Annotated in this window: 19 protein-coding genes; 15 read left to right on the forward strand and 4 right to left on the reverse strand. The window is 69.0% G+C overall.

Annotated elements, in window-relative coordinates; translation table 11 throughout:
• The first annotated feature begins 62 nt into the window (after nucleotides 1-62).
• From DMX10_RS04925 to DMX10_RS04950, 6 genes are all read left to right on the forward strand, one after another.
• Nucleotides 63-827, forward strand: coding sequence for a class II aldolase/adducin family protein (locus DMX10_RS04925; RefSeq protein WP_178082920.1), 765 nt, complete (start codon nucleotides 63-65; stop codon nucleotides 825-827).
• Nucleotides 827-1,711 (forward strand): alpha/beta fold hydrolase, encoded by an 885-nt coding sequence (locus tag DMX10_RS04930; protein ID WP_111260040.1) that lies wholly within the window; start codon nucleotides 827-829, stop codon nucleotides 1,709-1,711. Before DMX10_RS04925 ends, DMX10_RS04930 begins: the two co-directional genes overlap by 1 nt.
• Nucleotides 1,708-2,238: a DUF1569 domain-containing protein gene (locus DMX10_RS04935; RefSeq protein WP_111260041.1), complete on the forward strand. Its 531-nt coding sequence runs from the start codon at nucleotides 1,708-1,710 to the stop codon at nucleotides 2,236-2,238. The genes DMX10_RS04930 and DMX10_RS04935 overlap by 4 nt, the downstream gene beginning before the upstream one ends.
• Before the next feature lie 134 nt (nucleotides 2,239-2,372).
• Nucleotides 2,373-2,624 (forward strand): hypothetical protein, encoded by a 252-nt coding sequence (locus DMX10_RS04940; protein ID WP_111260042.1) that lies wholly within the window; start codon nucleotides 2,373-2,375, stop codon nucleotides 2,622-2,624.
• Nucleotides 2,625-2,745: 121 nt separating this feature from the next.
• Nucleotides 2,746-3,657, forward strand: coding sequence for an SDR family oxidoreductase (locus DMX10_RS04945; protein ID WP_111260043.1), 912 nt, complete (start codon nucleotides 2,746-2,748; stop codon nucleotides 3,655-3,657).
• 122 nt (nucleotides 3,658-3,779) lie between these two features.
• Nucleotides 3,780-4,550 carry a crotonase/enoyl-CoA hydratase family protein gene (locus DMX10_RS04950; protein WP_111260044.1) on the forward strand — a complete coding sequence of 257 codons (771 nt, stop codon included), beginning with the start codon at nucleotides 3,780-3,782 and terminating at the stop codon, nucleotides 4,548-4,550.
• Between the two features lie 810 nt (nucleotides 4,551-5,360).
• Here the strand turns inward: DMX10_RS04950 and DMX10_RS04960 are convergent.
• The 3 genes from DMX10_RS04960 to DMX10_RS04970 all read right to left on the reverse strand — a co-directional run bounded on the left by DMX10_RS04960 (nucleotide 5,361) and on the right by DMX10_RS04970 (nucleotide 8,027).
• The gene (locus tag DMX10_RS04960) at nucleotides 5,361-5,705 is read right to left on the reverse strand and encodes a cupin domain-containing protein (RefSeq protein ID WP_111260046.1); all 345 of its coding nucleotides are present in this window, start codon (nucleotides 5,703-5,705) and stop codon (nucleotides 5,361-5,363) included.
• Nucleotides 5,706-5,760: 55 nt separating this feature from the next.
• On the reverse strand, nucleotides 5,761-7,167 hold the full coding sequence (locus DMX10_RS04965) for an FAD-binding oxidoreductase (protein WP_111260047.1): 1,407 nt from the start codon (nucleotides 7,165-7,167) through the stop codon (nucleotides 5,761-5,763).
• A 128-nt stretch (nucleotides 7,168-7,295) separates the two neighbouring features.
• Nucleotides 7,296-8,027, reverse strand: a complete 732-nt coding sequence (locus DMX10_RS04970) for an AraC family transcriptional regulator (RefSeq protein ID WP_111260102.1) — start codon at nucleotides 8,025-8,027, stop codon at nucleotides 7,296-7,298.
• A gap of 293 nt (nucleotides 8,028-8,320) precedes the next feature.
• On the opposite strand from DMX10_RS04970, the gene DMX10_RS04975 reads away from it, so the two are divergent.
• From DMX10_RS04975 to DMX10_RS04985, 3 genes are all read left to right on the forward strand, one after another.
• The gene (locus DMX10_RS04975; protein WP_111260048.1) at nucleotides 8,321-10,114 is read left to right on the forward strand and encodes a DUF1302 domain-containing protein; all 1,794 of its coding nucleotides are present in this window, start codon (nucleotides 8,321-8,323) and stop codon (nucleotides 10,112-10,114) included.
• A gap of 19 nt (nucleotides 10,115-10,133) precedes the next feature.
• A complete protein-coding gene (locus tag DMX10_RS04980) occupies nucleotides 10,134-11,501 on the forward strand; it encodes a DUF1329 domain-containing protein (protein WP_111260049.1) in 1,368 nt (455 codons plus the stop codon).
• A gap of 186 nt (nucleotides 11,502-11,687) precedes the next feature.
• The gene (locus DMX10_RS04985) at nucleotides 11,688-14,237 is read left to right on the forward strand and encodes a LuxR C-terminal-related transcriptional regulator (RefSeq protein WP_111260050.1); all 2,550 of its coding nucleotides are present in this window, start codon (nucleotides 11,688-11,690) and stop codon (nucleotides 14,235-14,237) included.
• A 182-nt stretch (nucleotides 14,238-14,419) separates the two neighbouring features.
• On the opposite strand, the gene DMX10_RS04990 is transcribed toward DMX10_RS04985, so the two are convergent.
• Entirely contained in the window at nucleotides 14,420-15,229 is an 810-nt protein-coding gene (locus tag DMX10_RS04990; RefSeq protein ID WP_111260051.1) for a SirB1 family protein, read from the reverse strand.
• A 123-nt stretch (nucleotides 15,230-15,352) separates the two neighbouring features.
• Between DMX10_RS04990 and DMX10_RS04995 the strand changes: the two genes are divergently transcribed.
• The 6 genes from DMX10_RS04995 (at nucleotide 15,353) to DMX10_RS05020 (ending at nucleotide 21,487) form a co-directional block, all read left to right on the forward strand.
• Nucleotides 15,353-16,372: a Glu/Leu/Phe/Val dehydrogenase dimerization domain-containing protein gene (locus tag DMX10_RS04995; protein ID WP_111260052.1), complete on the forward strand. Its 1,020-nt coding sequence runs from the start codon at nucleotides 15,353-15,355 to the stop codon at nucleotides 16,370-16,372.
• Between the two features lie 121 nt (nucleotides 16,373-16,493).
• Nucleotides 16,494-17,588, forward strand: coding sequence for a pyruvate dehydrogenase (acetyl-transferring) E1 component subunit alpha (gene pdhA / locus DMX10_RS05000; RefSeq protein WP_111260053.1), 1,095 nt, complete (start codon nucleotides 16,494-16,496; stop codon nucleotides 17,586-17,588).
• A complete protein-coding gene (locus DMX10_RS05005; protein WP_111260054.1) occupies nucleotides 17,581-18,579 on the forward strand; it encodes an alpha-ketoacid dehydrogenase subunit beta in 999 nt (332 codons plus the stop codon). The genes pdhA and DMX10_RS05005 overlap by 8 nt, the downstream gene beginning before the upstream one ends.
• An 18-nt stretch (nucleotides 18,580-18,597) precedes the next feature.
• Complete coding sequence (locus DMX10_RS05010; RefSeq protein WP_111260055.1) at nucleotides 18,598-19,704, forward strand: dihydrolipoamide acetyltransferase family protein; 1,107 nt, start codon at nucleotides 18,598-18,600, stop codon at nucleotides 19,702-19,704.
• Between the two features lie 262 nt (nucleotides 19,705-19,966).
• On the forward strand, nucleotides 19,967-21,103 hold the full coding sequence (locus DMX10_RS05015; protein ID WP_218281309.1) for a PAS domain-containing protein: 1,137 nt from the start codon (nucleotides 19,967-19,969) through the stop codon (nucleotides 21,101-21,103).
• A 9-nt stretch (nucleotides 21,104-21,112) separates the two neighbouring features.
• The gene (locus tag DMX10_RS05020; protein WP_111260057.1) at nucleotides 21,113-21,487 is read left to right on the forward strand and encodes an anti-anti-sigma factor; all 375 of its coding nucleotides are present in this window, start codon (nucleotides 21,113-21,115) and stop codon (nucleotides 21,485-21,487) included.
• Nucleotides 21,488-21,489: the final 2 nt, after the last annotated feature.

Below are 21,489 nucleotides of genomic sequence, written 5' to 3' on the forward strand. Positions count from 1 at the left end.
AGACTCCTGGGTCATTGCACACAACAAGAACCGAGGTGATCGCCGTGACCGCTGCCCAACCCCTGCACCCGAACTCCGTCAAGGACCAGGTTTCCGCTGCCGAGTGGCAGACCCGCGTCGACCTCGCCGCCTGCTACCGGCTCATCGCCCTGTACGGCTGGGACGACCTGATCTTCACCCACATCTCCGCCAAGGTGCCCGGCACCGAAGACTTCCTCATCAACCCCTATGGGCTGATGTTCCACGAGATCACCGCCTCCAGCCTGGTGAAGGTGGACCTGGCCGGCAACAAGCTGATGGACAGCCCCTACGACATCAACCCGGCCGGCTACACCATCCACAGCGCCGTGCACGAGGTGCGCCACGACGCCGCCTGCGTGCTGCACATCCACACCCCGGCCGGCATCGCCGTCTCGGCACAGAAGCAGGGCCTGCTGCCCTTGTCCCAGCAGTCGCTGTTCGTGCTCGCCAGCCTGGCCTACCACCAGTACGAAGGCGTGGCGCTGAACCACGAGGAGAAGGCCCGCCTGCAGGCCGACCTGGGCAACGCCAACTTCCTGATCCTGCCCAACCACGGCCTGCTCACCGCCTTCGGCAGCATCGCCGACGCCTTCCTCGGCATGTTCACCCTGCAGCGCGCCTGCGAGATCCAGGTCATGGCCCAGAGCGGCGGCGCCGAGCTCATCCACATCCCGCAGCAGATCCTCGACGGCGCCCGGGCGATGATCGCCGGCGTGATGAAGACCTCCTCCGGCATGGGGGGCGCGCTGCCTTGGCCGGCATTGCTGCGCAAGCTGGACCTGCAGAACCCGGGATACGCCGACTGATGGCCCTGCCGGGCATCCCCCTGGGCGACTGGCGCGCCCAGGGACGCGACCTGCTGTTCCACCGCCACCGCATCCGCTACTGGGAAGCCGGGCAGGGCGAGCCGCTGCTGCTCATCCACGGCTTCCCCACCGCCTCCTGGGACTGGCACTACATCTGGGAGCCGCTGGCCGAGCGCTACCGGGTGATCGCCTGCGACATGCTCGGCTTCGGCGATTCCGACAAGCCCCGTGGCCACGACTACCGGCTGCTGGAGCAGGCCGACCTGCAACTGGCGCTGCTGCGCCACCTGGGCATCTCCGGGCCGGTGCACCTGCTGGCCCATGACTATGGCGACAGCGTCGCCCAGGAGCTGCTGGCGCGGCACCACGAGGGGCGCTGCGTGCTCGGCAGTTGCGTGTTCCTCAACGGCGGCCTGTTCCCCGAGACGCACCGCCCGGTGCTGGTGCAGAAGCTGTTGCTCAGCCCGCTGGGGCCGCTGATCGGCCGGGGGTTCTCCCGCGCCAAGCTGGGGGCCAACTTCGGCAAGGTGTTCGGCCCCGCGACCCAGCCGTCGGAGGCGGAGCTCGACGACTTCTGGAGCCTGATCGCCCAGCAGCAGGGACCGCGCGTCATGCATCGACTGATCCGCTACATCCCCGAACGCCGCGAGCAGCGCGACCGCTGGGTGGCCGCCATGCAGAAGGGCGCCTTGCCGCTGCGGGTGATCGATGGCGCGGTGGACCCGATCTCCGGGGCGCACATGGTGGCGCGTTACCGCGAGCTGATCCCGCAGCCGGACACCGTGCTGCTCGACGGCATCGGCCACTACCCGCAGACCGAGGCGCCCGAAGCGGTGCTGGAGCACTACCTGGCCTTCCGCCAGGGGCTGGAGGTGCGCCCGTGAACCGTCGGCAACTGCTGAAACTGACCGCTGTCGCCGGCGTGGCCGGCGCCGGAGCCGGCTTCTGGGCGCTGCCCCGGGGGCCGCAGCCCGGTGCCACGGACCTCGCCGACGCCCAGCGGGTATTGGCGGGCCTGGCCGACAGGGCGCTGGTGAGCGTGCGCGGCTGGAGCCCGGCCGAGGTGTTCAACCACTGCGCGCAGAGCATCGAGTACTCCATGAGCGGCTACCCCGTACTCAAGCCGGCCTGGTTCCGTGGCAGCGTCGGGCCCCTGGCCTTCGGCGTGTTCGCCACGCGCGGCGCCATGCGCCACGCGTTGGACGAGGCCATTCCGGGGGCCCAGCCCCTCGACCAGCCCGCATCCCCGGCCCAGGCGCTGGCCCGGCTGCAACGGGCCTTCGCCGATTTCGCCAGTTACCGGGGCGAGCTCAAGCCGCACTTCGCCTACGGTGCGCTGGACCCTGCGGATTACGCCCGAGCCCATGTGATGCATCTCTACGACCACCTGAACCTGATCCGATCGGCGTAGGGCGGTCGATTTTCCGAGGCATCCGTCAGCCCCTGTCGGAATCCCCCGGCAGCCGTGGCTGGCCGGGTTTCCTAGCATCGCGACTCCACTCAACGACGATTCGCCGGGTCCTCGCCCGGCGCCTGGAGATCGCAATGCTCTACAAGCTGCTGGTGTTGCTGCACCCCTTCGTCCAGGGGCCGGGGCGGCCCCTCGCGTTTCTTCTCCTGCTGGGCAGCATCGGCCTGGTGGCCTACGGCTGCTATTACGAGAGCAGCCCGCGCATCTGGTGGTCCGCGGCAGGTGCTTTCGCAAGTTGCCTGGCGCTGACGCTGCTTTGCACCTTCCATGGCTGGTGGCTGTTCAAGCTGCGGCCGCGGGGGCGGATCTTCATGCCCTTCGAGTGACGGCCCCGGAGTCATCCCCTGGCGTTATCAGCCACCATTCATGCCCGCTGCCTTACTTGTGAGGCGGGCCCGGGCTGCAGGAAACTCGGCCGATACCAAAAACTGCCCTGGAGTCCATTGCATGAGCGAGTCGATCCGTTTCGAAGACAAAGTGGTCATAGTCACCGGCGCCGGTGGTGGCCTTGGCCGCGCCCATGCCCTGCTGTTCGCCAAGCACGGTGCCAAGGTGGTGGTGAACGACCTGGGCGGCAGCACCCATGGCGAGGGCGCCAACGCCTCGGCGGCCGACCGCGTGGTGGCCGAGATCCGCGAAGCGGGCGGCACCGCCGTGGCCAACCATGACTCGGTCACCGACGGCGACAAGATCGTGCAGACCGCCCTCGACAGCTTCGGCCGCATCGACGTGGTGGTGAACAACGCCGGCATCCTGCGTGACAAGACCTTCCACAAGATGGACGACGCCGACTGGGACCTGGTCTACAAGGTCCACGTCGAAGGCGCCTACAAGGTGACCCGCGCCGCCTGGCCGCACCTGCGTGAGCAGGGCTTCGGCCGGGTGATCTTCACCTCCTCCACTTCCGGCATCTACGGCAACTTCGGCCAGTCCAACTACGGCATGGCCAAGCTCGGCCTCTACGGCCTCACCCGCACCCTGGCGATCGAGGGCCGCAAGAACAACATCCTGGTCAACGCCATCGCCCCCACCGGCGGCACCCGCATGACCGAAGGCCTGATCCCGCCGCAGGTGTTCGAGCAGCTCAAGCCCGAGCTGGTCAGCCCGCTGGTGGTCTACCTCGGCAGCGAGCAGTGCCAGGAAACCTCCGGCCTGTTCGAAGTAGGCGGCGGCTGGATCGGCAAGGTGCGCTGGGAACGCAGCCTGGGCGCCGGCTTCGACCCGCGCGAAGGCTTCAGCGTCGAGGACGTGGCCGCCAGCTGGAAGCAGATCTGCGACTTCGAAGGCGCCGCCCACCCGGCGGACAACGTCGAGGCGCTGAAGGAAATGATGGCCAACCTGCAGAAATACGTGGGCTGATCCCGCCAGACTCCTTGGGAGTTCCGCCAGCGGGCTGAACATCTCCCCGGGGACGCACTATGTTGAAGGCCGGCAACCTTGCCGGCCTTTTTCATGCCCGCGTTTCAACCCGAGGAGTCCCGATGAGCATCCGAGTCGAGAAGAACGGCCCCGTCACCACCCTGACCATCGACCGCCCGCAGGTGCGCAACGCCGTCGACCGGCCCACCGCCCAGGCGCTGGCCGATGCCTTGCGCGCTTTCGAGGCGGACGATGCAGCGCGGGTGGCAGTGCTCACCGGTGCGGGCGGCACATTCTGCGCCGGGGCGGACCTGGCGGCGGTGGCCGAGGATGGCGAGCGGCGCAACCGCCTGGAGGTGGACGGCGACGGGCCCATGGGGCCGAGTCGCATGCAACTCGCCAAGCCGCTGATCGCCGCCATCGAGGGCCATGCCGTGGCCGGCGGCCTGGAGCTGGCGCTGCTGGCGGACCTGCGGGTGGTGGCCGAGGACGCGGTGCTCGGCGTGTTCTGCCGGCGCTTCGGCGTGCCGCTGATCGATGGCGGCACCGTGCGCCTGCCGCGCATCGTCGGCCAGGGGCGGGCGCTGGACCTGATCCTCACCGGCCGCCCGGTGCAGGCCGACGAAGCACTCGCCATGGGCCTGGCCAACCGCGTGGTGCCGCCCGGCTCGGCACTGGAGGCGGCGCAAGCCCTGGCCCTTGAGATCGCCGCCTTTCCGCAGCGCTGCATGCTCGCCGACCGCGCCAGCGCCTACGCCCAGTGGCAGCTGCCGTTCGAGGCGGCCATCGCCAACGAATTCGAGGGCGGGCTCGAGGTTATCCACAGCGGCGAGACCCGCGCTGGCGCCCAGGCGTTCAGCGCCGGGAAAGGCCGTCACGGGCAGTTTTCCTGACGGCGGGCCGTCATCCGCCGAACCCCGTCCGTGGGAGCGAATTCATTCGCGAATGGGCAGGCTTGGTGCGACCGATGGCGTTCGTTTGGTGGAGGTAAAAAGCGACCTCCACCCTACGCCTGGCATCCGCCCCGGCCCTTCCCGGGGGCGAATTCATTGGCTCTGTCTGCGTTAAGTGTTGCTAGAGGATTTGAACCCAGCTGATTGCCGAGCTCTGGTGATGTTTCTGGTTTCGCCCCCCCGGGCGAGTCCCTTTTCCAATCGCTGGAACGCCAGCCCGGTGAAAAGGAACCAAAAAACTTGCCCCATCATCCGGCCCGACTGCGTCGGGTTCCCTCACTCCATCGCCGTTACTCGCTACGCTCGCCCTTCGGGCCGCACTGAAGTGCGTTCGCCGCAAGCGTCGTCTGGAGGCCGGCGCGATGGGCCATCCATGGCCTGGCGCGCCTCTCGCGGCATCCATGCCGCTCGTCCCCCGGCGCAACGACTGCGTTCGGCCTCCTGGAGGGGCGTTGGCGGCTGCTCCAACTTCTTCGTCCAGCGCATCGCCACGTGGTGCGCACGGGCTTTCGTAGGATGGTGTAGAGCGGAGCGAAACCCATGCGGTGGGGCGCGCGACCCCTTGGGTGCCCGAAAATAATCGTGCTTGAGCGCTTGCATTAAAACCACAACAGCTAACGCCGACAGAGCCAATTCATTCGCGAATGGGCAGGCTCGGTGCGACCGATGGCGTTCGTTTGGTGGAGGTAAAAAGCTACCTCCACCCTGGCATCCGCCCAGGAGTTGCGCTCCCGGGCTGTACCGCCAGAGTCAGCGGCTGATGATCACGTAGGTCTTGCGCAGGGTTTCCTTCACATCCCAGATGCCCAGGCTGTTGGCGGGCAGCAGCAGGGCGTCGCCGGCCTTGATCTCGATGGGCTCGCCGCCGTCCGGGGTGAAGGTGCAGCTGCCGTGGGTGAAGTGGCAGAACTCCTGCTCGAGGATCTGCCGGCGGAACTTGCCGGGGCTGCATTCCCAGACGCCGGTTTCCACGCCGTCGGTGCGCTCCACCGAGTGCACGCGGGTATGCGGCACGGGCTCGCCGACCGGCACGGGCACCGGCGCCGGCGCAGAGAGTGGCAGGTCGTGGGTGTTCTTCAGCAGGGTGGCTTTCATGCAAGGGCTTCCAGTCTGGTGGTCGTGTCGGTGCGCGGGGGGCGGCATTGCCGGCTCAGCGCATCAGGCTTTCCATGAACCCGGCCAGGCGGCTGGCCAGGGCGCGGCGCCAGGGGGCGCTCTGGGGGTTGGCCAGCACCCGGTCCTCGTGGACGAAGCTGCGGATGATGGCGTTGTAGCCAAGCCAGCGGCAGGGCTCCGGTTCCCAGGCGGACAGGCGCGTCAGCGGCCCGTCGCCCAGTACCCAGGGCTGGCGGGTGAGCAGGGTCTCGCGGCCGAGGATCAGGTCGGCCAGGGTGCGACCGCCGAGGTTGGTCGCCCCCACGCCTTCACCGCCGTAGCCGCCGGAGAGGGCGATGCCGCTGGCGCGGTCCACCAGCATGTGCGGCTGGAAGCGCCGGGCCATGCCCAGGTTGCCGCCCCAGCTGTGGGTCAGGCGCACGTTGCGCAGCATCGGGAACAGTTCGCCGAACAGGTAGCGGCGCAGGGCGATCTCGTCGTCGTCGAGCTGGAAGTTCTCCCGCAGCTTGCCGCCGAAGCGGTAGCCGCCGCGGGCACCGAAGACCAGGCGGTTGTCGGCGGTGCGCTGGCCGTAGGTGACCTGGCGGCTGTTCTCGCTGAAGGCCTGGCCCTGTTCCAGGCCGATCTCGGCCCAGGTGGATTCCGGCAACGGCTCGGTGCCCACCAGCAGGCTCTGCACCGGCAACTGGTAGCGGCCGAGCGGGGGCAGGGCGGCGGCATAGCCTTCGATGGCGGGCACCACCCAGTGGGCCTTCACCTCGCCCTGCAGGGTGGTGATGCGCCCGGGCTGCCAGTCGGTGACGCGGCTCTGCTCGAACAGTTGCACGCCCATGCGCTCGACGGTACGGGCCAGGCCGCGCACCAGGCGTGCCGGCTGGATGGTCGCGCAGTGGGGCGTGAAGATGCCGCCCAGGGCGCCGGCCACGCGGATCTGCCGGCCCAGTTCGGGCGGCGTCAGCCAGCGGTAGTCGTCCTCGCCCAGGCCTTCGGCGTGCAGGTCGCGCAGTTGCTGGCGCAGGCGCACTTCCTGCTCGGGGTAGCGGGCCGCGCAATAGAGCACGCCGCCCTTGCGGTAGTCGCAGTCGATGCCTTCGCGCTGCAGCACCTCGGCCACTTCGTCGGGGATGCCGTGGAGCAGGTCGAAGGAGGTGCGGCGCTCCTCGCGGGAGAGCTTCGCCAGGGCGCGGTCCTCGCCCAGCAGGTTGCCCATCAGCCAGCCGCCGTTGCGCCCGCTGGCACCGAAACCGGCGATCTCGGCCTCGAGTATGGCGATGCGCAGCTCGGGGGCCTGGCGCTTGAGGTAGTAGGCGGTCCACAGGCCGGTGTAGCCGGCGCCGATGATGGCGACATCCACCTCCAGGCTGCCGCCCAGGGCGGGGCGTGGGGTGAGCGGCTCATCGAGCTGGTCCATCCACAGGCTGATCGATTGCCAGGCCGGCATAGCGGGGCTCCCAGTTGGAAAGGTTCGGATGGCGGCAAGACTAGAAGCTGGCGCGGGCGTTGTCGTGCGTGCGTGCACGCCGGGACTCGATGCGCAGGCGGGCTGCGCACGGTGCGGCGAGCCGACGCCTAGCCGTCCTGGCGCAGCTGCTTGAGGTAGGCCTTCGGCGACAGCCCCGTGTGCTGGCGGAAGCAGCGGTAGAAGGCCGACAGCGAGTTGAAGCCGGCGGCGAAGGCCATCTCGTCGATGCGCGGCGAGGCCGGCCCCTGCTTCAGCTGCGCCAGCAGATGCTGCAGGCGTGCCTGGTTGACGTACTGGTAGAAGCTCTGGCCGAGCATCTGGTTGAGCAGGTAGGAGATCTGGTTGCGCGTGTAGCCGGTGGCGGCGGCGACCTGATGCAGGTCCAGCGCCGGGTCGAGGTAGGGCTGGCTGCGCTGGAAATAGTCCTCCAGGTCCCGCGCCAGCAGGCTCAGTTGGCGGGCCGAGAGGCCCAGGCGGCTGGCGGCGGGACGTTGCACGCGGTCGCCGGGCTCGGCCTTGGCCTGGATCAGCAGGGCGTATTCGTTGATCCGCCAGATCAGGCCGTCACGCACGGTAATGGCCTCGCTGGTACGAAAGGTACCGCTGTGGCCCAGGCGCAGGCTGTACTGGATGAACGCGGTATCGCCGTCGACACGGATGCGGTCGCTGTGCACCAGGAACTCGTCCGGCCCGCTGGGCATGGTGGCGCGTACATAGTCGCCGAGCTCCGCCAGGTGCAGGCAGCGGTTCTGGAAGTAGTCGTTGTATTCCACGTCGGGGTGGTAGAGCGCCAGCACCGCGTCGATGTCGCGGTCCTTCCAGCTGAGGTGGTAACGCATCACCACTTCGCGGGTGGCGGCAGTTTCGTGATCGTGCTCGGTCATGGTCGTTCGGGAATCGGCAAGTGGCTCAGGATGCCAAAGCGCTGGCCGCGAGGGTAGGGGGCGGCTGAAGTTCCATCCATGCTCTCGATGGTGCGCCATAGCGCCGCCGGATAATGGCCCGGCAAGGAGTGTTCCAGAGCATGGATTCACTCTTTCGAGCTACATGATGAATCCCTCCTTGGTGCGCTTATCGCCTGTGCGGGTGACTGGTTAGGGTGTGCTCCTCCTTCACCAACCAGGAAAGCCGCATGACAAAAACAACAATGCGCGCAGTTTTCCGGCCGCACGCGCTGGCCGCCGCCGTAGCCATGGGATTTGCCACCCAGGCCCACGCCGTCAACTTCAACATCGGCGAGATCGAAGGGCAGTTCGACTCCTCGCTGTCGGTGGGTGCCAGCTGGTCCATGCGCGGCGCCGACCCGGATCTGGTCAGCACCGTGAACGGCGGCAAGGGCCAGTCGTCCACCGGTGACGACGGCCGCCTCAACTTCAAGAAGGGCGAGACCTTCTCGAAGATCTTCAAGGGCATCCACGACCTGGAGCTGAAGTACGGCGACACCGGCGTCTTCGTCCGTGGCAAGTACTGGTACGACTTCGAGCTGAAGGACGAGAACCGCCAGTTCAAGGACATCAGCGACCACAACCGCAAGGAAGGCTCCAAGTCCGCCGGCGCCCAACTGCTCGACGCCTTCGTCTACCACAACTACAGCATCGCCGACCTGCCGGGTAACGTGCGCGTGGGCAAGCAGGTGGTGAGCTGGGGCGAGAGCACCTTCATCGGCAACAGCATCAACTCGATCAACCCGGTCGACGTCTCCGCCTTCCGCCGCCCCGGCGCGGAGATCAAGGAGGGCCTGATCCCGGTCAACATGTTCTACCTGTCCCAGACCCTGACCGACCAGCTCAGCGTCGAGGCCTTCTACCAGCTCGAATGGGACCAGACCGTCCTCGACAACTGCGGCACCTTCTTCGGCGGCGACGTGGCCTCCGACGGCTGCGAGACCGGCTACACCGTGGGTTCGCCCGCCATCGCCCCGCTGCAGCCCGTCGCGGCCGCCTTCGGCCAGGGCTTCGACGTCACCTCCGAGGGCGTGATCCTGCCCCGCGCCGGCGACCGTGACGCCCGTGACGGCGGCCAGTTCGGCGCAGCCCTGCGCTGGCTGGGCGACGAGACCGAGTACGGCCTGTACTTCATGAACTACCACAGCCGCACCCCGTTCGTGGGCACCAAGACGGCTGGCGCCGCGACCCTCGCCGCACTGCCCGGCATAATCGGCACCGCCAACGGCATCGTCCCCGGCTCCGGTGCGGGCCTCGCGCAGAGCACCATGCTCGGCAATGGCCGCTACTACCTGGAATACCCCGAGGACATCCAGCTCTACGGCCTGAGCTTCTCCACCACCCTGCCCACCGGCACGGCCTGGAGCGGCGAGATCAGCTACCGCCCGAACGCGCCGATCCAGCTCAACACCAACGACGTGACCCTGGCCCTGGTCAACCCGATCGCCGGCGGCACCGCCTCGCCGATCGCCACGGCGCCGGGCGCCGACAACACCGGCTACAAGCGCAAGGAAATCACCCAGGCCCAGACCACCCTGACCCACTTCATCGACCAGGTCCTGGGTGCCGAGCGCCTGACCCTGGTGGGCGAAGTCGGCGTGGTGCACGTCGGCGGCCTGGAGAATGCCCGCGAGCTGCGCTACGGCCGCGACTCGGTGTATGGCGCCTACGGCTTCGGCGGCGACACCCACGGGTTCGTCACCAGCACCTCCTGGGGCTACCGCACCCGGGCCATCCTCGACTACAGCAACGTCGTCGCCGGCATCAACCTGAAGCCGAACCTGGCCTGGTCCCATGACGTCGACGGCTACGGCCCCAACGGCCTGTTCAACGAGGGTGCCAAGGCGCTCAGCATCGGTGTCGATGCCGACTACCAGAACACCTACACCGCCAGCCTCAGCTACACGGACTTCTTCGGTGGCAAGTACAACACCCTGGTCGACCGCGACTTCCTCGCCCTCAGCTTCGGCATGAACTTCTGAGTGAACAGAGAACATGACTATGCGTAAGACGATCCTGCACAGCACCGCCCTGGTTCTCAGCCTGCTCGCCGCCAACGTGATGGCCGCCGTGTCCGCCGATGAAGCGGCCAAGCTCGGCACCAGCCTCACCCCGCTGGGTGCGGAGAAGGCCGGTAACGCCGACGGCAGCATTCCCGAATGGACCGGTGGCATCGGCAAGGACGCCGGCGCGGTGGACGCCAAGGGCTTCCTCGCCGACCCCTTCGCCAGCGAGAAACCGCTGTTCACCATCACCGCCGCCAACGTCGACCAGTACAAGGACAAGCTGTCCGACGGCCAGGTGGCGATGTTCAAGCGCTACCCCGAGACCTACAAGATCCCGGTCTACCCGACCCACCGCACCGTCGCCGTACCCGCCGCGGTCAACGAGGCGGCGAAGAAAAGCGCCGTCACCGTGCAGCCGATCAACGACGGCAACGGCCTGGCCAACTTCGCCGACAGCCGCTACTACGCCTTCCCGATTCCGAAGAACGGCGTGGAAGTGATCTGGAACCACATCACCCGCTACCGTGGCGGCAACCTGCGCCGGATCATCACCCAGGCCACGCCCCAGGTGAACGGCTCCTACACGCCGATCCGCTTCGAGGAAGAAGTGGCCGTGCCCCAGGAAATGCCGGACCTGCCGGCCGGCAAGGGCGAGAACGTGCTGCTGTTCTTCAAGCAGCAGGTGACCGCGCCGTCGCGCCTGGCCGGTAACGTCCTGCTGGTGCACGAGACCCTGGACCAGGTGAAGGAACCGCGCCTGGCGTGGATCTACAACGCCGGCCAGCGCCGTGTGCGCCGTGCGCCCCAGGTCGCCTACGACGGCCCGGGTACCGCCTCCGACGGCCTGCGCACCTCCGACAACTTCGACATGTTCTCCGGCGCCCCGGATCGCTACGACTGGAAGCTGGTGGGCAAGAAGGAGATGTACATCCCCTACAACAGCTACAAGCTGGACTCGCCCTCGCTCAAGTACGACGACGTGATCAAGGCCGGCCACATCAACCAGGACCTGACCCGCTACGAGCTGCATCGCGTCTGGGAAGTGGTCGCCACCGTGAAGAGCGGCGAGCGCCACATCTACGCCAAGCGCCACATGTACATCGACGAAGACAGCTGGCAGGTGGCCCTGGTCGACCACTACGACGGCCGTGGCCAGCTGTGGCGCGTCGCCGAGGGTCACGCCCAGTTCTATTACAACCAGCAGGTGCCGGCCTACACCCTGGAAGCCCTGTACGACATCATCGCCGGCCGCTACCTGGCCCTGGGCATGAAGAACGAAGAGAAGCACAGCTTCGAGTTCGGCTTCGTCGGCAAGGCCGCCGACTACACCCCGGCCGCCCTGCGCAACGCCGGCGTGCGCTGATGCCCCACACGCACAGGGATGTGCGTGACCCTGTCTTGTTGTCGTGACGCTCCCTTGCGAGGCGGCCTTTGGCCGCCTTTTTTATGAGCGTGGATCAGTGCCCTGAATGATCCTTCAAGGTGCGCGCCCCAGAGGCCTAGGCTGGCGCCCCGAGCAGCCCGAACAAGAACAACTGAGGCGTGCCGCATGTCCGCCATGACCCGTTTCGATTCCCACGCCTACCTGCCGCGCCTGCCCGCGCTGCATGTCCCGCGGCCGCGCCTCTGCGACGCCCTGGTCGCCTCCTCGGCGCGCCTGCGCCTGCTCTGCGCCCCCGCCGGCAGTGGCAAGAGCGTGTTGCTGATGGAATGCGTGCAACGCTGCCCGGCCGATCATTCGGTGCACTGGTTGCCGCTGGGAGGCGTGGCCCTCTCGCCGGCGGGCTTGTGTGCCGGCCTCGCGGCGGTCATGGGGCTGGAGGAGTCGGAGGAGACCTGCGTGCAGCGCGCCCTGGCCCAGTGGACGACGCCCGGCTGGATCATCCTCGACGACTATTGCCGCCAGCCCAACCCCGAACTCGACGCCTGCCTCGACCGCCTGCTGACCACCAGCAGCCCGGCGCTGCGCTGGTGGATCAGCGGCCGGCGGCGCCCGGCCTGCAACCTGCCGCGCCTGCTGATCGACGGCGAGCTGCTGGAGCTGGACGCCGCCGCCCTGGCGCTTAACGCCGAGGAACTGGCCCGGCTGCTGGAGCCGTCGCGCCACGGCTGGCCCAACGATGCGCCGGCGCGCCTGCTGGAAAGCACCGGCGGCTGGTGCGCCGGCGTGCGCATGGCGCTGCTGGAGCCGGTGGACTGGGGCTTTGCCGACCCGCTGCAGCGCGGCGGCCATTCCGCCACCCTGGCCGCCTACCTCGACCACGAGCTCTTCGCCGGCCTCGGTCCCGAGCAGGCCGAGGCCTGGCTCGCCCTCGCGCACCTGCCGCGCTTCAACGCCGCCCTGTGCGAACACCTCTTCGGCCCCGGTGATGGCGCCCGCCTGCTGCGTGACCTCGACGCCCTGGGCAGCTTCATCGAGCCCCTGGGCGATGCCCCCGGCTGGTTCCGCATCTTCGCCCCGCTGGCCCTGCAGATGCGCAACCGCGACGCCCACTCCGGGCGTGGCTGGCACCTGCGCGCCTGCCAGTGGTTCGCCGCCGAAGGCGACTGGCAGGCCGCTGCCGAACACGCCCTGGAAGCCGAGCAGCCCGAGGCCGCCGTCAGCCTGCTGCAGCACTTCGGTGTGCAGCACCTGTTCCAGGGACGCAACGTCGCCCTGTTGCTGCGCCTGCACCAGGAAGTGGAAGAAAGCCTGCTGCTGGTCTCCCCGCATTCCCTGCGCCTGCTGGCCGGGGCGCTGCTGTTCTCCGGCAAGCTCGATGAGGCCGCGCGCTGCATCGCCGAGCAGGGCCGCTTCCTGCCCCAGCCCGATGCCGAGCGGCAGCGCGAGCTGGTGGCCTACTGGCAGGCCCAGTACGGCCTGCTCGCCCACCTCCAGGGCGACGGCCCCGGCGCGCGCCTGCACCTGACCGAGGCGCTGGCGACCCTGGGCGACGACGCCTGGGAACAGAAGCTGATCTGCTATTCCGGCCTCACCCAGCAGGCGTTGCTGGCCGGTGATCTGGATGTCGCCCAGGAGCTGAGCCGCGAGGCCCTGCAACTGGCGCGCAGCCACGGCAGCCTGCTGCTGGAGGCCTTCCTCGAACTGGACCACTCGCAGCTGCTGGAACATCGCGGCGCCCTGCTGCGCGCCGACGCGGTACTCGAGCGCGCCCAGGAATTCCTCATGGGGCAGGGCCGCAACGCCAGCCCGCTGCTCGGCCGCCTGGCCTTGCGTCGCGGGCGCCTGGCCCTGCGCCAGGGGCGTGACGAGGAGGCCCGCAAGCACTACCAGTACGGGCTGCAGGAAGCGCGCAACTGCGGCGATTACCGCGCCCTGTTCGGCTACCTCGGCCTGGCCACGCTGGACGCCAACCGCCGCGAGTTCGACCGCGCCTTCGACCGCCTGCGCGAAGCCGAGCGGCTGATGCAGATGCGCCACATCCCCGAGCGGGTCTACCGTGCCGTGCTCCTGCAGGTCAGCAGCAGCCTGCTGCTGATGCAGGGCCGGGCCGGCCAGGCCCGCCACGCGCTGCTGCGGGTGCTGCGGCACTTCCGTGGCGAGAATGCGGTGCAGGCACCGCCCGCGACCCTCGACCTGATCCCGCGCATCGAGTGGCAGCTGGCCCTGGCCGAACTCTACGAAGGCGAGGCCTTCAACGCCCGCCAGCGCCTGCTGGGCCAGTTGCACAAGGCCCGGGAGAACGGCATGCACGCCCTGGAAGTGGAAATCCACCTGGCCCTGGCCGAGGCGGAATACCTCGGTGGCGACCTGGCCCAGGCCGCCGCCACCCTGCGCGACGGCCTGACCCTGGCCGAACAGTTCAACCTGCAACAGCCCCTGCGCGAACTGCAGCTGCGCCAACCGGCCATGCTCAAGGCGCTGGACATGGACCCGGGCGAGGAGCCCGATGACAGCCTCGCCGGTGGCCCGTTGAGCCAGCGCGAGCTGGAAGTGCTCGGGCTGATCGCCCAGGGCAGCTCCAACCAGGAAATCGCCGAGCGCCTGTTCATCTCCCTGCACACCGTCAAGACCCATGCCCGGCGCATCAACGGCAAGCTCGGCGTCAAGCGCCGCACCCAGGCGGTCGCCCACGCCAAGGCGCTGGGCTTGATGTAGGCCTGGGACGCGTGGTCGTTGGGTGGGGACGTGTAATTCGTGGCCGTGCAACGATGGGTTTCGTGGGGCTCTACCCATCCTGCGCAGGGGTCACGTTCACTCCGTGGTTAGGGGGCGTTCCTGCAGCTCGTAGGATGGTGTAGAGCGAAGCGAAACCCATCACCACGGAGCGACAGGCCCACTCAGTGCAACGCCGGTGCCGCCGCCTGCCCCAGCTGCTCCAGGCGCTGGGTCAGCAGCAGGCGCTGGGCCGGGTCTTCGCAGAGCAACAGGGCGTGCTGCAGGTCGAAGCGTTCGGCCTGGGGGCATTCCAGTTGCTTGTAGATGTCGGCGCGGGAGAGGTGGTCCACCAGGTTGGCGGTGCCGAGCTCCAGCACCCGCTCGGCGTCCTTCAGCGCCTCCAGCGGCTTCTCCGCCTGCAGGTGCAGCTGGCGCAGGTTGCGTGACAGCCGTTGCAGCTGCTCGCGGGGGGTGCAGGGTTGCAGGTGGCCGGCCTGGAGTTCGGCCTTGGGGCCGAGGTTGCGCAGCAGCAGCTCGCGGCAGTCGCGGGTATAGAGGCGGCGCCCACCGCAGGGGTCGAGCAGGTGATCGGCACCGGGCACGCGCAGCAGGAAGTGCCCGGGAAAGTTCACCCCCACCAGCGGCACGTCCAGGCGCCGGGCCAGCTCAAGGGCCAGCAGGGCGAGGGACAACGGCTGCCCGCGGCGGCGCAGCAACACCTGGTCCAGCAGCGCGGCACGGGGGCGCAGCGGCTGGTCGTCGTCCTCGTTGAAGTCCAGCTCGCTGAGGCGGCGCAGCAGCGGTTGCGCCAACTCCACCGCCGGCAGTTGCGGCAGGCCGGCGGCTACCTGCTGGGCGAGGCCGGCGACATCACGCATCAGTGCCACCGGGTTCACTGCCGGCTCATGCTCGGCAGCGATCCAGAACGCCGCTTCCAGGGTCGCGGGCGGGTCGGCTTCAAGGCAGGCGAGGCAGTGTTGGCGGGGGGTCATGAGGCATCTCCAGTTCGCCTCAGGTTTGTAGCCGGCCCCTGGATTTTCGTCCAGTGGGCGGGCGGTGACCCGCTGCGGCGGCTGACGCCTATACTGGCTCCTAAAGTCAGCAAGGGGCTCGCCATGTTCAGCATGATGGAGGCCGCGCGGCTCGAAGCGCTGCACCTCGCCCAGGATCCGGTCACCGGGCTCCGCGCCGTCATCGCCATCCACGACACCCGGCTCGGCCCGGCGCTGGGTGGCTGCCGATACCTGGCCTACCCCAATGAAGAAAGCGCCATCCGCGATGCCATCCGCCTCGCCCAGGGCATGAGCTACAAGGCCGCGCTCGCCGGCCTCGAGCAGGGCGGTGGCAAGGCGGTGATCATGCGTCCCGCCCATGTGGATGACCGCGCCGCGCTGTTCGAAGCCTTCGGCCGCATGATCGAGTCCCTGGGCGGGCGCTACATCACCGCAGTGGACAGCGGCACCTCCAGCGCCGACATGGATTGCATCGCCCAGCAGACCCGCCACGTCACCAGCACCAGTTCCGCCGGCGACCCCTCGCCGCACACCGCCATGGGCGTGTTCGCCGGCATCCGCGCCAGCGCCCGGGCGCGCCTCGGCAGCGACGACCTCGAAGGCCTGCGCGTGGCCATCCAGGGGCTCGGCAACGTCGGCTTCGCCCTTGCCGAGCAACTGGTGGCGGCCGGCGCCGAGCTGCTGGTCAGTGACCTCGACCCCGGCCGCGTGCAGCTGGCGGTGGAGCAGCTCGGCGCCCAGCCGGTGGCCAGCGAAGCGCTGCTCACCACGCCCTGCGACATCCTCGCCCCCTGCGGCCTGGGCGGCGTGCTCAACCCGCAGACCATCCCCCAGCTGCGTTGCGCGGCGGTGGCGGGCGCGGCGAACAACCAACTGGCCAGCGCCGACAGCGCCGACGGGCTGGAGGCCCGCGGCATCCTCTACGCCCCCGACTACGTGATCAATTCCGGCGGGCTCATCTACGTCGCCCTCAGGCACAAGGGTGACGAACTGCCCGCCATCACCGCGCACCTGTCGCGCATCGGTCAGCGCCTGACCGAAATCTACGCCCACGCCCAGGCCGACAAGCGCTCACCCGCGCGCGTCGCCGATGCCCTGGCGGAGCGCCTGCTCAACCGTTGAGCGGGGCCTCCCGCGCCCGTCGCGGGAGCCGGGACCAGGGCCGTGATCCGGCCCGCCGTCCCCCATGCGGCGCCACGAGCGCCGCCACCCTTGAAGCACCCATGAGGTGAGGAGGAGTGACATGCACAACCCACGGATCGACATCCCCTACACGCGCCACCTGGACCCCGAAGGGCGCCTGCTCGGCGAATTGCCCGCCTGGGCCGACGACTTCAACCTGCTGACCCGGCTCTACCGGCAGATGGTCCTGACCCGCCTGTTCGACCAGAAGGCCGTGGCCCTGCAGCGCACCGGCCGCATCGGCACCTACGCGCCGACCCTCGGCCAGGAGGCGATCGGCGTCGCCATCGGCAGCCTGATGCGCAAGGAGGACGTGCTGGTGCCCTACTACCGCGACACTGCCGTGCAGCTCATGCGTGGCGTGCGCATGGAGGAGATCCTCCTCTACTGGGGCGGCGACGAACGCGGCAGCGCCTACGCCGACCCGGCCGTGGCGCAGGACTTCCCGCTCTGCGTGCCCATCGCCACCCAGGCCCTGCACGCCTGCGGGGTGGCCACCGCGTTCAAGATCCGTGGCCAGCACCGGGTCGCCGTCACCACCTGCGGCGACGGCGCCACCAGCAAGGGCGACTTCCTCGAAGCGCTCAACGTCGCCGGTGCCTGGCAGCTGCCCATGGTCTTCGTGGTCAACAACAACCAGTGGGCCATCTCGGTGCCGCGCAGCATCCAGTGCGGCGCCGCCACCCTGGCGCAGAAGGCCATCGGCGCCGGCTTCCCCGGCGAGCAGGTGGACGGCAACGACATGCTCGCCGTCTACGACCGCATGCGCGCGGCCCTGGACCGGGCCCGCCACGGCAAGGGCCCGGTGCTGCTGGAGTGCATCAGCTACCGCCTGGGCGATCACACCACCGCCGACGACGCCACCCGCTACCGCAGCGCCGACGAGGTGAAGAAGGCCTGGCAGGAGGAACCCATCAAGCGTCTGCAGGCCTACCTCGCCGCCAGCGCGGTGTGGGACGAGGGCCGCGAGCAGGCGCTCATCGCCGAGTGCCAGAAAGAGGTCCAGGCGGCGGTGGAGCGCTTCGAGGCGGCCGGCAACCAGCCGGTGGAATCCGTCATCGACCATGTCTATGCCCGCTGGCCGACGCCCCTGTCCGAGCAGCGCGAAATGCTCCTGGAGCGGGCTGCCCGTCGCGAGGTGACCCGCCATGAATAAGCCTGTGACCCTGGAAAGGCGCGCCCTGCTGGAAGCCGTCAACCTGGCCCTGCATCGCGCCATGCAAGAGGACGAGAACGTCGTCGTGCTGGGCGAGGACGTCGGCGTCAACGGCGGCGTGTTCCGCGCCACCCTCGGCCTGCGCGAGGCCTTCGGCTTCAAGCGGGTGATCGACACGCCGCTGGCGGAAACCATGATCGCCGGGCTCTGCGTCGGCATGGCTGCCCAGGGCCTGAAGCCGGTGATGGAAATCCAGTTCCTCGGCTTCATCTACGCCGCCATGGAGCACCTGGTGTCCCACGCCAGCCGCATGCGCAACCGCACCCGGGGCCGCCTCGGCTGCTCCATGGTGCTGCGCAGCCCCATGGGCGCCGGCATCCGTGCGCCGGAACACCACAGCGAGAGCACCGAGGCGATCTTCGCCCAGATCCCCGGCGTGCGCGTGGTCATCCCCTCGTCACCGGCCCGCGCCTACGGCCTGCTGCTGGCGGCCATCGACGACCCGGACCCGGTGGTCTTCCTCGAGCCCACGCGGCTGTATCGGATGAATCCGCAACCCCTGGTGGACGACGGCCAGCGCCTGCCCCTGGACAGCTGCTTCACCCTGCGCGAGGGCGCCGACATCACCCTCGTCAGCTGGGGCGCCAGCGTCCACGAGACCCTGCAGGCCGCGCAGCGCCTGGAGGAGCAGGGCATCAGCGCCGAGGTGATCGACGTCGCCTGCATCAAGCCCCTGGACCTCGACACCCTCGAAGCCTCGGTGCGCAAGACTGGGCGCTGCGTGATCGTGCACGAGGCGCCGCGCTCCTGCGGGGTGGGCGCTGAGATCGCCGCCAGCCTCTACGAACGGGCACTGCTCGATTTGCAGGCGCCGATCCAGCGCGTCACCGCGCCGGATATCCCGCCGCCCCTGTACCGCCTGGAGCAGCTCTACATCCCCAGCCCCGAGGACATCCTCGCGGCCTGCGAACTGGTGCTGGACTACGCCTGACGAGCCGAGGAGACGACCATGAAGCATTTCAAACTGCCCGACCTTGGCGAAGGCCTGCAGGAGGCCGAGATCGTCGAGTGGCACATCAAGGCCGGCGACAGCGTGCACGCCGACCAGCTGGTGGTCTCGGTGGAAACCGCCAAGGCCCTGGTGGACATCCCCGCGCCTCACGACGGCGTGGTGGCCAAGCTGTTCGGCCGCGAGGGCGACATCCTCCATGTCGGCGAGCCGCTGCTGGCCTACGAGGGCGAGGACAGCGACGCCGGCACCGTGGTCGGGCGCCTGGAGGGCGGAGGCGATGCCCGTGCCGACGCCTTCTTCGTCGGCGCCGCCCCCTCCACCCGCGAACACCTCGCGCCCCGTGCTACCCCGGCGGTGCGCCAGCTGGCGCAACGGCTGGGTGTCGAGCTGGCCGGGCTGCAGGGCAGCGGTGCCGAAGGCCTGGTCACCCGCGCCGATGTCGAGGCCGCCGCGCAGAGCGCCCGCGACCGCTTCGGTGGCGAGCGCCTGCGCGGGGTGCGCCGCAGCATGGCGATCAACATGGCGCGTTCCCACGCCGAGGTGGTGCCGGTAACGATCTACGGCGACGCCGACCTGCACCGCTGGGAACGGGCGCGTGATCCGCTGATCCGCCTCGGCAAGGCCATCGCCGCCGCCTGCCAGGTGGAGCCCATCCTCAACAGCTGGTTCGATGGCCGCGTGCTGTCCATCCGCCGGCATGACAAGCTCGACCTCGGCATCGCCGTCGACACGCCGGACGGCCTGTTCGTCCCGGTGCTGCGCGATGTGGGCGGGCGCAGCGCCGAAGACCTCAAGGCCGGCATGGCGCGGCTGCGCGCGGACGTCCAGGCGCGCTCCATCCCGCCGCAGGAAATGATGGGCGCGACCCTCACCCTGTCCAACTTCGGCACCCTGTTCGGCCGCTACGCCAACCCGGTGGTGGTGCCGCCCCAGGTGGCGATCATCGGTGCCGGCGGCATCCGCGACGAAGTGGTGGCCTGGGAGGGCAAGCCGGCGGTGCACCCGATCCTGCCGCTGTCGCTGACCTTCGACCACCGTGCCGTCACCGGCGGCGAGGCCGCGCGCTTCCTCAAGGCGCTGGTGGCGGCGCTGGAGCAACCCTGACCCATCGAGCCCCAGGGATGGGGCGACCGAGCTTCGCGCCTCACCAGTCCATAGCCCGTTACATCGCCCCCGGCGAAGCGCCGGTCGGGTGTTTGGCGCTGCCCCCTCGCAATCGGTGCCGCTGGGCTATAACTCCTGTAGCCCTGAGTCAACACCTCTTCCTCTCGGAGAGACCATGGACGTTCAAGCCTCCTCTGATCAGTTCGACTCTGCTTCTGCTTTTGCCTTTGCTCAGGCCCAGTTGGGCGCCGTCGATCAGGTGATGACCCGTTTGGAGGTCTCCCCGGACGGGCGGATACTGGACGCCAATCCACGCTTGCTCCGTGTCACGGGGTACGACCTGGCCGACCTTCGCGGTCAGTCCCATCGCATCCTGCTTCCTCCCGAGGAGAGCCGCTCCCCGGCCTACGAGGCGCTCTGGGAAAAACTGCGCAACGGCCAGGCCTGGGAGGGGGAGCTCCACTACCGCGACAGCCAGGGGCGGGACGTCTGGCTGCGGGGCGGCTGCTGCCCGTTGCAGGATGCCGAGGGCCGCACCCAGCGCATCCTCGAGTACGCCATCGACCTGACCGAGAAGAAGCAGGCCACCGCCAACTTCGAAGGCCAGATCAACGCCCTGAGCCGGGTCATGGGCAAGGTGGAGTTCGCCCTGGACGGCACCATCCTCGACGCCAACCCGCGCTTCCTGGAGACCGTGGGCTACCAGCTGGAGGAGTTGAAGGGCCAGCACCACCGCCTTCTGGTGGACCCGGACTACGCCCAGTCGGCGGACTACCGCGCCTTCTGGGACACCCTGCGGCGCGGCGAGTACCTGGCCGGCGAGTTCTGCCGGGTGGCCAAGGACGGGCACGAGGTCTGGATCCAGGGCTCCTACAACCCGGTGCTGGACCTGGACCGCAAGCCCTGCAAGATCGTCAAGTTCGCCACCGACATCACCGCCCAGGTCGAGCAGAACCGCCGCCTCAAGCAGGCGATGGAGGAGGCCGAGGAGGCTGCCCGGGTGCGCGAGGAGCTGCACAAGTCGCTGCAGGAGATGTCCACCCCGGTCACCCCCATCTGGGACGGCATCCTCCTCCTGCCCCTGGTGGGCATCATCGACTCCATGCGCACCGCCGACGTCATGAACAAGTCGCTGACCAAGATCGCCGAGACCCGCGCCCGGGTCTTCGTGCTGGACATCGCCGGCGTCGCCACGGTGGACACCGGCGTCGCCAACCAGCTGATCAAGATCACCAAGGCCACCCAGTTCATGGGCTGCGAGGCGATCATCTCCGGGGTGTCCCCGGCCATCGCCCGGACCATGGTGGAGCTGGGCGTCTCGGTGGGCGACATCCGCACCACCGCCACCCTGCGCGACGCCTTCGAGATCGCCCTCAAGCGAGTCGGGTCCGCGCTCTAGGAGGCGGTCATGGAGCTGGAAAGCAACGACCTGGGCATCGCCGACGTCGCCGATTGCATCGTCGTCAGCATGCGCCCGGACCTGGGCGACGAGGGCATGCAGCGCTTCATGCAGGTGCTGTCGCAACGCCTGCTCTCGGGGCGCCAGCATGCCGTGCTGCTGGATTTCTCGGCGGTCACGCTGCTCGACCACCACGAGTTCAAGCAAGTGCGCAAGGTGGCCGACGTGTGCCGCCTGCTCGGCGCGAACTGCCTGCTGGTGGGCCTGAATCCCGGGATCGCTGCCTTCCTCGCATTGGCCGATGCCGACCCCGGCCCGTTGCGCTGCTTCATCGACATGGACGACGCCCTGGCCCACGCGCGCAGCTGCAAGGGAGCGGCCTAGGC

The organism is Pseudomonas sp. 57B-090624, from assembly GCF_003234055.1.
Classification (GTDB): domain Bacteria; phylum Pseudomonadota; class Gammaproteobacteria; order Pseudomonadales; family Pseudomonadaceae; genus Metapseudomonas; species Metapseudomonas tohonis.

Excerpts from the sequence above, each read along its gene's own strand:
- DMX10_RS04930 (WP_111260040.1), top strand. The coding sequence starts at position 827 with ATGGCCCTGCCGGGCATCCCCCTGGGCGACTGGCGCGCCCAGGGACGC.
- DMX10_RS04940 (WP_111260042.1), top strand. The coding sequence starts at position 2,373 with ATGCTCTACAAGCTGCTGGTGTTGCTGCACCCCTTCGTCCAGGGGCCG.
- DMX10_RS04945 (WP_111260043.1), top strand. The coding sequence starts at position 2,746 with ATGAGCGAGTCGATCCGTTTCGAAGACAAAGTGGTCATAGTCACCGGC.
- DMX10_RS04950 (WP_111260044.1), top strand. The coding sequence starts at position 3,780 with ATGAGCATCCGAGTCGAGAAGAACGGCCCCGTCACCACCCTGACCATC.
- DMX10_RS04960 (WP_111260046.1), bottom strand. The coding sequence starts at position 5,705 with ATGAAAGCCACCCTGCTGAAGAACACCCACGACCTGCCACTCTCTGCG.
- DMX10_RS04965 (WP_111260047.1), bottom strand. The coding sequence starts at position 7,167 with ATGCCGGCCTGGCAATCGATCAGCCTGTGGATGGACCAGCTCGATGAG.
- DMX10_RS04970 (WP_111260102.1), bottom strand. The coding sequence starts at position 8,027 with ATGCGTTACCACCTCAGCTGGAAGGACCGCGACATCGACGCGGTGCTG.
- DMX10_RS04975 (WP_111260048.1), top strand. The coding sequence starts at position 8,321 with ATGACAAAAACAACAATGCGCGCAGTTTTCCGGCCGCACGCGCTGGCC.
- DMX10_RS04980 (WP_111260049.1), top strand. The coding sequence starts at position 10,134 with ATGCGTAAGACGATCCTGCACAGCACCGCCCTGGTTCTCAGCCTGCTC.
- DMX10_RS04985 (WP_111260050.1), top strand. The coding sequence starts at position 11,688 with ATGTCCGCCATGACCCGTTTCGATTCCCACGCCTACCTGCCGCGCCTG.
- DMX10_RS04990 (WP_111260051.1), bottom strand. The coding sequence starts at position 15,229 with ATGACCCCCCGCCAACACTGCCTCGCCTGCCTTGAAGCCGACCCGCCC.
- DMX10_RS04995 (WP_111260052.1), top strand. The coding sequence starts at position 15,353 with ATGTTCAGCATGATGGAGGCCGCGCGGCTCGAAGCGCTGCACCTCGCC.
- pdhA (WP_111260053.1), top strand. The coding sequence starts at position 16,494 with ATGCACAACCCACGGATCGACATCCCCTACACGCGCCACCTGGACCCC.
- DMX10_RS05005 (WP_111260054.1), top strand. The coding sequence starts at position 17,581 with ATGAATAAGCCTGTGACCCTGGAAAGGCGCGCCCTGCTGGAAGCCGTC.
- DMX10_RS05010 (WP_111260055.1), top strand. The coding sequence starts at position 18,598 with ATGAAGCATTTCAAACTGCCCGACCTTGGCGAAGGCCTGCAGGAGGCC.
- DMX10_RS05015 (WP_218281309.1), top strand. The coding sequence starts at position 19,967 with ATGACCCGTTTGGAGGTCTCCCCGGACGGGCGGATACTGGACGCCAAT.
- DMX10_RS05020 (WP_111260057.1), top strand. The coding sequence starts at position 21,113 with ATGGAGCTGGAAAGCAACGACCTGGGCATCGCCGACGTCGCCGATTGC.